This window comes from Methylobacterium sp. P1-11 (genome assembly GCF_008329595.1).
Taxonomy (GTDB): domain Bacteria; phylum Pseudomonadota; class Alphaproteobacteria; order Rhizobiales; family Beijerinckiaceae; genus Methylobacterium.
This window is the reverse complement of record NZ_NPKS01000018.1, coordinates 120,454-130,599: the sequence shown is the minus strand read 5'-3', so window position 1 is coordinate 130,599 and position 10,146 is coordinate 120,454. Positions and strand designations below refer to the sequence as shown.

Here is a 10,146-nt window from a genome sequence, read left to right as displayed (position 1 = left end):
ATTCGTGATGAAGTACGGGGAGAGGTAGCCGCGGTCGAACTGCATGCCCTCGACGACGTCGAGCTCGGTCTCGGCCGTCTTGGCCTCCTCGACCGTGATGACGCCCTCGTTGCCCACCTTCTGCATGGCGTGGGCGATCATCTCGCCGATCTCCTTGTCGCCGTTGGCGGAGATCGTGCCGACCTGGGCGATTTCCTCGGACGAAGCGACCTTCCGCGAGCGGCCCGCGATATCCTTCACGACCGTGGCTACCGCCAGATCGATGCCGCGCTTCAGGTCCATCGGGTTCATGCCGGCGGCGACGTACTTCACGCCCTCGCGCACGATGGAGGCCGCCAGCACGGTCGCGGTGGTGGTGCCGTCACCGGCGGTGTCGCTCGACTTCGAGGCCACTTCGCGCACCATCTGGGCGCCCATGTTCTCGAACTTGTCGACGAGCTCGATCTCCTTGGCGACCGTCACACCGTCCTTGGTGATGCGCGGGGCGCCGAAGCTCTTCTCGATCACGACGTTGCGGCCCTTCGGACCTAGCGTCACCTTCACCGCACTGGCGAGCAGTTCGACACCGCGCAGCATCTTCTCGCGGGCATCGACCGAAAAGCGAACGTCTTTGGCGGACATAATGGAGAGCTCATCATCTGTCGTCTGGACCCGAGGCACGCCACAGCGGGCGCCTCAAAGGGCAGGTCGAGGATCAACGCCGTTGCGGCCTGATCCGAGCTAGGCGACGATGCCCAGGATGTCGGATTCCTTCATGATCAGAAGGTCCTGACCGTCGATCTTGACCTCAGTGCCGGACCACTTGCCAAACAAGACGCGGTCGCCGGCTTTCACGTCGAGCGCATTGATCTTGCCGGCCTCGTCCCGTGCACCTGGTCCCACGGCGACGACCTCGCCCTCCTGCGGCTTCTCCTTGACCGTATCGGGGATGATGATGCCGCCCTTGGTCTTTTCCTCGCCCTCGATGCGACGGAGCACCACGCGGTCGTGCAGCGGACGGAATTGCATCGTGATTTCCTGATCTCTCCCAAGCGAGATCCAACCGACATGGCAGGCGCTGTCGCGGGAGATTGGGCAGCGAAGTCGAGCTTCGCGTCCCGATCGACGCATCCTTAGCACTCGACGTGTGGAAGTGCTAATGCGGTGAACGAGGCCTGCCGCATGGGGCCGGCGCAATGCCTCCCCGCTGCCGCTGCGGTTTGGACCCGGCAGCATCGAGCCTGCTTCCGTCGTCTATCACATGGGCAATGCCCGAATCGCTGAAGCCAGACGTTCAAACGCGGAGCGTAGCCCACCAGCTTAGCGCCACGTCTGACGCGTCAGACGTGGCGGCCGCGATGGCCTTCGGACTACATCGCGAAACCTCTCAAGAGCTAGTTTTCACTCCTGTGTCGGCTATGCCGCCCATGAATTCGCGTGCCCGCCGAGCGGACCGACACGGGCCGGACTCACCAGTTCCCTTGAAAATCCGCCAGTTGAAAGACTGCATCGCACAGTATCAATGCGGCCGAGGGAACTGGTGCGGCATGCCGATCACTTCGTGGGACGATGATGTATTATAGGGCATCGTTTGCCGCTTCATGCAATCGTTAACGGTATTACGGGCTCATTGCGGCATGCCCGCAGCTGAGAGCTTGCAGCTCCCACAATCCACGGCGGAGGGCCCCGTGCCGCGCTTCTTTTTCAACATTTGCGACGGCGTCAGTTCGCACCAAGATACTCTCCAGCTTCCGAATGAGCATGGTCGTGGCGTGCCGGTCCGAAGCTTGGAGCATCGCCGTCGTCTCCCGTCGCAAGCGGAAGCGCACGGCTCTTCCGGCCACCGACGCCCGCATCAATCGGCCGGTGATGAATGCCAGGTAGAACCGAGGTGATCGGATGCCAGCGACATGCACCCATTCGAGAGGCGGTCACCTGTTCGGTCGGAAATCAGACGTTCGCTGCGGCTTCCGGCTCTCCAATACGATTGAGAGCACTCAGGATCCGTGAATGCCAGACACAGCGTTCTGGACGATCCGCAGCCCGATTTCCGGCCCGCGTGCCGTTGGAGACTGTGCGCCCGCGGCTCGATTCCCCAGGACGCCCCCCGCATCGCCGCGCAGCGCCCGCTGCAGCAGGTCAGCTTCTGCGGGCGGCCCCTCGCGCGGCCGCCCGCAGCCCTTGGACCGCGCCCGGATGGCGTGCCGGCCGGTCGAGGCGCCGATCCAGTCAAGCGGGCGCGTGTTCGGGGTCTGCGGCAGACCGCGTTTGGGCCTGTCGCCGTCAGGGCTATCTTTGTCGGCCGCGAGGGCGCAGAGTGCAGAGATCACCGGATCGGTTAATCCAGGCTCCGGTGGCTGAGGGTCCATGCCCCCGCCTGCAACGGACAGGCGCGCATGGCGGACATCATCGCGTTCTCCACCAAGACCCGCTCGCGGCACGCGCGCCGAGCCTATCAGGTGCATCGGTTCGCTCAGGGCGGCGGCGTGCTCAGGTCCTGCATCATCACCGCCCGCGACGACGGTGATGCCAGGCGGCAGGCGGCACGGTTGATCGACGGCCATCGCACCGAGCTCTGGGCCAGCAACCGCCTCGTCGCTGTCTTCGGTTCGGTCAGGAGTGCGATCGCGATCGCGATCCAGCCTGCGGACCGGCCCACGATCGGACGGTGAAGACGTCTCCGGCCGGCCTCGCAGCATATCCAGGAGCAAGACCATGGCGACGGACAAGAAGCGCGGGAACCGAGAGACCAAGAAGCCGAAGAAGCCCGTGCCCAAGACTAACGCCGCGGCGCCCTCGAACAAGGGTACTGTCGCGGCTGCCATGAAGACCAGCGGTCGAGGCTGAGGCGATGTCCGATCACCGTGGCTGCTCGGTATGATAGAGCCCGTTCGCCCGCGGATGTGCCCGGTGATGCGAAAGCTGATCGGGATGATCGTCCGCATGTCGCAGCGCCCTGGCCTTCAGGAGCAGGGAGAGCTGATTGATCAGCTCACGGAGCTCGAAACCGAGGGCATAGCGAAGCATGTTCCGTGGCGGACCGTGGAGGCGATCCGGACCACCCGATTGAAGCTGCGCGTCGAGGGCCTGATGCCCAGGACGCCGCTCCCGCGCGGTCATTGATGGACCCCAGCATGTCTGGACAGGAGGCGTGCCTAGGCGAGCTTCGAGCGCTCGTCAGCTGAGCAGAGCGTGACGGCATCGCCGCCCAGGAGCTCCTGCTTCGGTTTATCCTGCATGCGAACTGCGCGGAACGACAGGAGAAGGCAATCGACGGGCTGCTCGCCGAACTCGGGCACGATGATGACGCGGGCGCGTGCTCGCGGCAGTAGCAGGCGCCCGCGCGGTGCTGCTCGCGATGGTTGAGCGGACCCGTGAGATGACAGGATCGACGAAGGGGTGACGTCCGCAGCGGGACGGACCTCTTGGAAGCCGCACCGTGGCCGCCTCGGGCGACTGGCGGTCCTGACGGGCTCACCACATCTCTTCGCTGACGAGCGCGCCGCTCTCGTCGAAGATACCGCGCCAGCCCCTGTCATGCAGCCGGACGGTCACGCGGGTCAGACAGATGCCGTCGCCATCACTGGACGCGACGCGGGCATCGAGCCGTCCCTGCCGGTCCATGCGCTTCAGATCTGCGGTGCTCACACCGAGTCGAGGAGCCAATTCGCGGGGATCGACAAGCCAATCACCCATGCGGCCTAATGCGAGCTTCACGGAGCAGGTCTCCATCAGCTCGGCAGCAGCTTGCGGGGCTGAGGCCGACCATAGCACCCTTCCTTCTCGTCCTTCCGTCCGCGTCGAGCGCGGATGCGGCTGAGCCGTCCGGCGGAGCCCGGCGCTCCCGCGTCTCGGTCAGATGCCGATGCTGGCTGCCCCCGCCGTGGCGGCCTGTTGAACGGTGGCACCGTTCCGCAGCGCCATGGCTATGGCGATCGACATGGTGTCGATGGCGAGGGCACGATCCTGTCCGTAATCGCACGAGCTGTTCCGGCCGGAGCTGAGCCGCGCATAGTAGGCATCCGGAAACTCCTGATCGATCCGGGTTCTGAGGAGCCGTGCAGCCGCGGCGTAGTTTTCCTCGAAGTTCCGATCCTTGCTTGCAGACGCGCCCTCGAACGTCCCCGCTTCCTTTCTCTTTGCGGTCGCATCGGACCTGCGCTCCTGCGCGCTGCCCAGGAAAAACTGGATCGTTTTGGAGATCAGCCACCGAATGACGGGCATCGAAATCTCCTGATCGGGTCGCGACGGACGCACCCTCACGGTTTCCATAGCACAATCTATTGGCCCCTGCGGGCTTCGCGATGTCATGCGGTCAGCCTGCGCCGGTTTGTCCTTCTGCGCGGGACATCAGTGAAACGGAGTCTGGCTGGCCGCGTCACGGCCCAGCCCCGCAGCGGTCAGCGGAGGCATCGCGACGGGAGCAGCCCGCGTCGGCCGGAGGCCAGCATCGGGCCTGTCGAACAGGCGACGACGCCTCGCCTCACGGAGCTTGACGATCCCGCGATACCGCGCCGCCGGCGGTCACGACGGCGCGGTCTGCGGGCCTGGATGCACCAGAATCGCACCGCGTTCGGATGCCTTCCACACCGGCAAGGAACCCTCGCGAACGAACATGGCGAAGACCTCGATCGCATGCGGTCGGTCGAAGTCTTTGACGTCGTGCACGGCGCGACCGACAATGCAGGCTGAATCCGGCTCATCGGCCACAGGAGATCGGCTATCTGGCGAGAACACCACGCCGGATCGATCAGGCCGAAGCGCGTCCGGCAGCGCGCCGATCCTTCGCCACAGGCAATGCCACCGGGCTCAGGCGTCCGGCCGCTCGGGATAGATCCCGCGTCCCGTTCCGGTGTTGTGCCGGCACAGGATGCCCGCGGGCTTGTCGAGGGCCTTGGACCTCCAGAACACGACAACACAGCGTCCAGGCGCCGCAGGATCGATCCTGGACGGAGGCTGCAGGAGGTCTCGGTGCCACCTCTCGTCTGCCGCAGCAGAGGCGTGTTTTTCTTGCGATGAGCCCGACCCCGCTGTCCCGTCGCTGCCGTTTTGGGGCGCCGCTCCCCACCCGGAGCGGCGGCATCCCGGCGCGAGGCTTTTCACCGCCATCGCCCCGCGACCGAGCGGGCCCCGGGCACGATCAGACCGGGACGGGTTGACGCCCGCGATCCAGCGATCGCCGGCCGGAACGCGACCTCAAGACTTCTGCGGGGGCCTGCCGGTCCTGAAGTTTCGGGTCTTCGGTTCGGCCTTGAGCAGCTCAGGCTTGTTGGCCAGGAGTCGTTTCACCCGCTCGTTGAAGTCTTCGGGCGTCACTGCCTGCGCTTTGCCGGTCGTGAATTCGCGAGCCATCTCGGCCTCCGCTTCGTCGCCCAGGGCACGGGATTGCGCGGAGGGATACGTGGCTATGCGCCTTCTCAAACCATAGTGCCACCGCCATTTCTTAGATCGGACGGCGGGGTGCTGGACGCCACCGGCTCATGCCGGGCGGGCTGGGGGCGGTTGTCGACGGCGCGCTTCCGATGATGGGGCTGATCCGGCGGAAGGACGACGCGTACCGCGCACAGGCTGCGAACGATGGGCCTTCCATGCGATCGGCTCAAGCCGCCGGACGCCGTACGTGCCGCCACGCTGCGATCGCGCTTCGTCTCGCCTCGAAGGCCGTGCGCAGCCGCGTGCCGGGCGCACCCTGACGCTCCGCACCGAAGCCGTGGAGCAGAACCCCATCCGGCCCGAAGGCCTTCCGCATCTCGGCGCGCCACAGGCGGTCTGTGATGGAGAGCGTGCTCTCGGTCTCCGCTAAGCGTTCGATGTCCATAGCAGACGTCCTCAGCTCGTCGCCTGTCGGCACAACGCCTCGCACCTTTTGAAGGTCCAGCTCGACCATGGAATCGGCCCCGATCGTGGATGGGCCCCGAGGGTAAGTCGTCGCCCGATCCGGCAGCCCCTCTCGCGCGGTGTCATCGCCGTGCCGAGCCCCGTCACCGAACCCGGTTTTGCCGCCGCGTGTCAGAGGGCCCGTGCGAGGCCCGCTTCCAGGACGAGGGCACTGGCCGTCTGCTGAGACAGGCGGACGCCCGTCGGCTCGACAGCGGCATCCGCCTTGACGGCGCGGCGCACGATGGCGAGCGCTTCCTCCTCGGAGGAGGTGATCGCAGCGTAGAAGATGACCAGTTGCCCGGACAGTTCCGCTTCATCGGGCCGCGTCACCTTGAGGATGAAAGCCGTCTGATTGGGCTCGATCATCGCCGCGTCCGGCGAATGGGCATTGGTGTTGATTGTCACGGGGTTCTACAGCCTCAACCGCTCGGTATTCGCAGCGACATGTTCGCGGTAGCGCGCGATGACCGCCTCGGGCGAGCCGCCGAGCATCAGCGTCGTCAGGGCTTCAGCCGCGGCGTTGACCTTCTCCACGACCATCGACTGTGCTTCCGAAACGCCTTCGGGACCGCCCCAGGCCAAGCGGGCCAGCCTCAGTTCGATGACCCGCTGTGACTCGATCATCAGCATCAGCGACGAGAAGAATGGATTGTACACGGTCGACTCCGCGCCGCAGGACATGCAGCTCTTGTCAAACGTACCGTGCCGCAAAACGATCCGGTCCAGAAAAGCAGACCAGTCCTTCGCGTTGATCTGGCCCGCATGAAGATCCGCGAGGTCGTTACTCGACGCGAATGCCGAGGCGCGTCCACCAAGCCGACGACGCCTGCATCGAACCGCGGAACAGGCCGTCGGAGCAGTGGGCTCGGAACCCGCGACTCCAGGCCTTCACGCCGAAGTCCGCCGCAGCGTCGAAGCCAGCCGACAGGCTATCCAGTCTCGAAGCGGGACGGGGCAGGCCGGAGCGTCCTGAGATTCGAACGTTAGACAGCCGTGTCCGACCATCCGGGCGAGCCCCCGCCGATACTAGAGCCGCGGCCGTCCGAGTTGCGACACGCTCCGGGAGCGGGGCGCTTGAGAGCCGCGACGACCGGGCAATTTCCCTGTCCACCCCCCATCCTGAGGTGCCCGCGTCAGCGGGCCTCGAAGGAGGACTCCAGGGATCGCGCGGCGGGCTGGAGACCTCCTTGGACGCCTCCGCTTCGCTTCGGCACCTCAGGATGAGGGCGAGGAGAGGATGAACCCAACCCCACACCACGCGAGCGCCCCGTCGTCGACAAGCTCCACGTGATCGGGAACAGCTCTGGCTCCAGGATACCGGCGTCGACCCCGCAGCCCCGACCGGTCGAAACCGTTCAGGAGGCGAGTGTGAGTTCGCCCTCCCGCACGGCACGCTCGCCGCCCGCGGACCTGATCCGGTAGGTCGGCTCGCCGGAACGGTCGTCCGGTGTCAGGCGAACCACCTCGAAGAGGCCATCGACGATGCTCTTATTGCCGGCATAGCTGAGCCCCAGCTGCCGGACGTGCTGGCCGATCTTGAACTTGTGAGACATGGGGCGTCCTCCAGGATACGGGTGCGCGTCGGAGAGCCCGACCTACCGGCGGGCTCGCGCCTTGCGGGCAGCGAAACGCGCGTCGCGCGTGGCTTTCTGTTCGGCCGCGAGGTTCGCCTGCCGCTCCGCCTTCTCGGCAGCTCCGCGGACGAGTTCGGCCGCGGCATGCGCCATTGCGGCCTGGGCCTCAACCGCGCGCTCGGCCTCGGCGGCGAGACGAGCCGCGTCCCGCTCGGTCGCTCGGACGTCGCGCGCCTGAACGACGGCGCACCGTGCCGCCTCCCGTGCGAGGACAACCGGATCATCCGCGGCAGGACGTGCCCGGAACCGGGCGAGTGTCACCTGTCGCGCCTTGGCGATCGCGTCGAGGCGATCAACGAGCTGATTGGTTCTGAATTGGCCCACGTATATTCCCTATGCGCACCACGGCACAGCCGCGGTTGCGAGAAGCAGATGAAGCCGCTCCCGAGGGAACGGCTCCGAAACTCGTCTGAGGCAGATGAGCGAGGCTTAAGAGGCCTGAAGGCTGCCGGCCGACTGCTTGCCGGTACGCCGGTCGGTCTCCATCTCGTAGGAGACCTTCTGGCCTTCGTTCAGGCCCTGCATTCCGGCGCGCTCGACGGCCGAGATGTGGACGAACACGTCCTTGCCGCCGTCATCCGGCTGGATGAAGCCGAAGCCCTTGGTGTCGTTGAACCATTTAACGGTGCCGATGGTCATAGGTATTCCATATCAGTTTAGGCAAATAAAAGTGTCGGGCGCATGATTGCCACGCGCCCGGTCGCTGATCTTCGAGAATGGGAGAAATGCAGAGCGCTCGCCCTGTTGAGGCGATGCGGCCGAATGTCTGGCCAAAATTCGATGGATCATCTGTACGCTATCGGCGCGACAATCACAACCACAAAAGATAAACACGCATTTTACGCCAAGCTATCCGCGGATTATTTGCCCCCAATTTCGCTTCAGGGATCTTGGCGAGCAATCGAGAGCGGCACCGGGTCGGCTTCCGCCGCATCGTGGATTCGGCTGCTCGATCGCCGCCGGCACTAGCTGCGCGCGGTGGCGTCTAACGGGCGATGAAGGCATTCAGCCGGCTTGATGTCGGCGCGCGTGCCGATCATGCGTCGGAGTTCCTGATGCTCAGCCCGTTGCGGCCGGAGGTCCGGAAGAATGCAAGGCTGACATCTGTCCCGTGTCCGACCGAGGAAGCGTTGCTGGTCTGACGGCCAAACCTGTGAACGAGTCACGGTTAGCCAAGCTGTTGCGCGCACGTTTGCCGACAGAGCCGAGCGTGGCAAGCACCTCCGGGCCGCTTCGCTGCCTTTGAGCTCAGGTCATCGAGCGATGTGGTCACCTGCGGTCTCGGACCCTGCGCGCTCGAAGCGAAGGGTCAACATCCGAGCCCGATTGAGAGAGAGCAGATTATCGGCGACCAAGCCCGACATCATCGTCGCGAATTCTTCCCTGGTAACCCCACGGCCCTTGAAGGACTCCACGACCGTGTCCGCATGCGCCATTTCCAGGAGATCGCGCCTGATTTCCATAGTCGATGGGATTGATATCTTGCGGCCAAAACGCTTTCGATCAAGCATAATAAATCTCGCCCCCTATGGTGGCCTCTGCTCAAGCAGCAGACAAGCCGAAACTAGGATTTTGTGCCGACCGTCGTAAGTTTCGCGCTTTCGCGAAAACGATATTCCATTTTCGATAAATTACCATATTTATATTTATCGGACCTGGTAAAAAACTTTCGCCGCACCATCTACTGGAAGATGCCGCATCGTTCCGTTGTCAGCGGGGGCGCGTGCGCGCCGCGACTCGCGCATGTGTCACCGGACGGGCCCAGCCCCTCTTACGTGCTGACCTCGGCAAGCCGGTGAAGCGCTTAGCTGCCGGCATGCCGGATGCCGAGGAAGGCACTGGGTACGACGAACCGTCCGTGCGCCACCGGCCGATGGGACTACGCGAGTAGGCGGTGAGCTGACCCACCAACGCTCAAGCAGCGACGGCGGACGGTGGCCGCCGCTTGGCCACCTGCGCGTGAATGCGGTCTGTCCATGAAGGAGGGCGTGATGGTTCAACCCAGACTTACGGGCTTGGAGTTCAGCTGGTTCACCAAGTGCCAGATGATGGCTTCGAACTATGCGCAGCATTGGGAGATGGTTTTGGAGCCCGATCTCGGAAGTCTGGTTCAAGCCGTCGCCTCCGATGCGCGGACAAGCTTCACCGGGCCGCAATCAATGAGACGTGTTGCCGAACGGCTGACACTTGCTGCAGACGCGATTGCCGCGGCAAGCGACGAGCAAGCTCAGGATGCGGATGTCCGCCGCGAGGGCGCCCGTTGCACCGCTGCGCTGCAATACCTGGCCTCGCAGTTGGAGAGCACGGCGACGGGCGTTGAAGCATGGAAGCATCTGTCCGCCTCCGCGTCCGAAACCGATCAGGTACCGTCAGCGTGACCGCGAGAAACTAAAAGATCTCGGCAGCTGCCAGCTCGAAACATTCTGCTTATCGGAGCATTGAATAGGTCACATGATAATCTTCAAGCCGAACCCTCATAAGCTGCAGGTCAAAGCATCTCCTAAGGAGCCGGGCCGGTTCGACTGGGCGATCACGCGGGACGATGTGATCGTGCGCCAATCGGTTCGGTCATTCGGCTCGGAGGGCGCTTCGGAGGCGAATGGCGACGCGGCTCTTCGTGAGATCACGGCGCGTTGGCAGGATGCGCGATAGA

At 64.6% G+C, this 10,146-nt stretch carries 16 protein-coding genes; 4 read left to right on the top strand and 12 right to left on the bottom strand.

Going from position 1 to position 10,146, the window contains the following annotated elements:
- Positions 1–621 (bottom strand): TCP-1/cpn60 chaperonin family protein (locus CIW48_RS19145; protein ID WP_281407362.1); only part of this gene is annotated, 621 nt, incomplete at its 3' end.
- Between the two features lie 99 nt (positions 622–720).
- The gene (gene groES, locus CIW48_RS19140; protein ID WP_149312175.1) at positions 721–1,008 is read right to left on the bottom strand and encodes a co-chaperone GroES; all 288 of its coding nucleotides are present in this window, start codon (positions 1,006–1,008) and stop codon (positions 721–723) included.
- Between the two features lie 1,367 nt (positions 1,009–2,375).
- On the opposite strand from groES, the gene CIW48_RS19135 reads away from it, so the two are divergent.
- From CIW48_RS19135 to CIW48_RS19130, 3 genes are all read left to right on the top strand, one after another.
- Positions 2,376–2,651 (top strand): hypothetical protein, encoded by a 276-nt coding sequence (locus tag CIW48_RS19135; RefSeq protein WP_149312174.1) that lies wholly within the window; start codon positions 2,376–2,378, stop codon positions 2,649–2,651.
- Positions 2,652–2,694: 43 nt separating this feature from the next.
- Positions 2,695–2,826, top strand: coding sequence for a hypothetical protein (locus CIW48_RS34560; protein WP_280141026.1), 132 nt, complete (start codon positions 2,695–2,697; stop codon positions 2,824–2,826).
- A 66-nt stretch (positions 2,827–2,892) separates the two neighbouring features.
- Positions 2,893–3,102: a hypothetical protein gene (locus tag CIW48_RS19130; RefSeq protein ID WP_246695323.1), complete on the top strand. Its 210-nt coding sequence runs from the start codon at positions 2,893–2,895 to the stop codon at positions 3,100–3,102.
- A gap of 351 nt (positions 3,103–3,453) precedes the next feature.
- On the opposite strand, the gene CIW48_RS19125 is transcribed toward CIW48_RS19130, so the two are convergent.
- The 10 genes from CIW48_RS19125 to CIW48_RS19080 all read right to left on the bottom strand — a co-directional run bounded on the left by CIW48_RS19125 (position 3,454) and on the right by CIW48_RS19080 (position 8,132).
- Positions 3,454–3,696 (bottom strand): DUF6522 family protein, encoded by a 243-nt coding sequence (locus tag CIW48_RS19125; RefSeq protein ID WP_149312172.1) that lies wholly within the window; start codon positions 3,694–3,696, stop codon positions 3,454–3,456.
- A 138-nt stretch (positions 3,697–3,834) separates the two neighbouring features.
- Positions 3,835–4,203, bottom strand: a complete 369-nt coding sequence (locus CIW48_RS19120) for a hypothetical protein (RefSeq protein ID WP_149312171.1) — start codon at positions 4,201–4,203, stop codon at positions 3,835–3,837.
- 300 nt (positions 4,204–4,503) lie between these two features.
- Positions 4,504–4,689: a hypothetical protein gene (locus CIW48_RS34085; protein WP_246695322.1), complete on the bottom strand. Its 186-nt coding sequence runs from the start codon at positions 4,687–4,689 to the stop codon at positions 4,504–4,506.
- A gap of 486 nt (positions 4,690–5,175) precedes the next feature.
- Positions 5,176–5,331 carry a hypothetical protein gene (locus CIW48_RS33330; RefSeq protein WP_173009312.1) on the bottom strand — a complete coding sequence of 52 codons (156 nt, stop codon included), beginning with the start codon at positions 5,329–5,331 and terminating at the stop codon, positions 5,176–5,178.
- A 247-nt stretch (positions 5,332–5,578) separates the two neighbouring features.
- Positions 5,579–5,797: a hypothetical protein gene (locus tag CIW48_RS19110; protein WP_149312170.1), complete on the bottom strand. Its 219-nt coding sequence runs from the start codon at positions 5,795–5,797 to the stop codon at positions 5,579–5,581.
- Positions 5,798–5,988: 191 nt separating this feature from the next.
- The gene (locus tag CIW48_RS19105; protein ID WP_149312169.1) at positions 5,989–6,225 is read right to left on the bottom strand and encodes an arginine N-succinyltransferase; all 237 of its coding nucleotides are present in this window, start codon (positions 6,223–6,225) and stop codon (positions 5,989–5,991) included.
- Positions 6,226–6,270: 45 nt separating this feature from the next.
- Complete coding sequence (locus CIW48_RS19100; protein ID WP_149312183.1) at positions 6,271–6,516, bottom strand: hypothetical protein; 246 nt, start codon at positions 6,514–6,516, stop codon at positions 6,271–6,273.
- 698 nt (positions 6,517–7,214) lie between these two features.
- Positions 7,215–7,412 (bottom strand): hypothetical protein, encoded by a 198-nt coding sequence (locus tag CIW48_RS19090; RefSeq protein ID WP_091776590.1) that lies wholly within the window; start codon positions 7,410–7,412, stop codon positions 7,215–7,217.
- A gap of 42 nt (positions 7,413–7,454) precedes the next feature.
- Entirely contained in the window at positions 7,455–7,817 is a 363-nt protein-coding gene (locus CIW48_RS19085) for a DUF6481 family protein (protein WP_149312168.1), read from the bottom strand.
- A 105-nt stretch (positions 7,818–7,922) separates the two neighbouring features.
- The gene (locus CIW48_RS19080) at positions 7,923–8,132 is read right to left on the bottom strand and encodes a cold-shock protein (RefSeq protein ID WP_149312167.1); all 210 of its coding nucleotides are present in this window, start codon (positions 8,130–8,132) and stop codon (positions 7,923–7,925) included.
- 1,337 nt (positions 8,133–9,469) lie between these two features.
- Here CIW48_RS19080 and CIW48_RS19075 point away from each other — a divergent pair.
- Positions 9,470–9,871 carry a hypothetical protein gene (locus CIW48_RS19075; protein WP_149312166.1) on the top strand — a complete coding sequence of 134 codons (402 nt, stop codon included), beginning with the start codon at positions 9,470–9,472 and terminating at the stop codon, positions 9,869–9,871.
- The last annotated feature ends 275 nt before the right edge of the window (positions 9,872–10,146 follow it).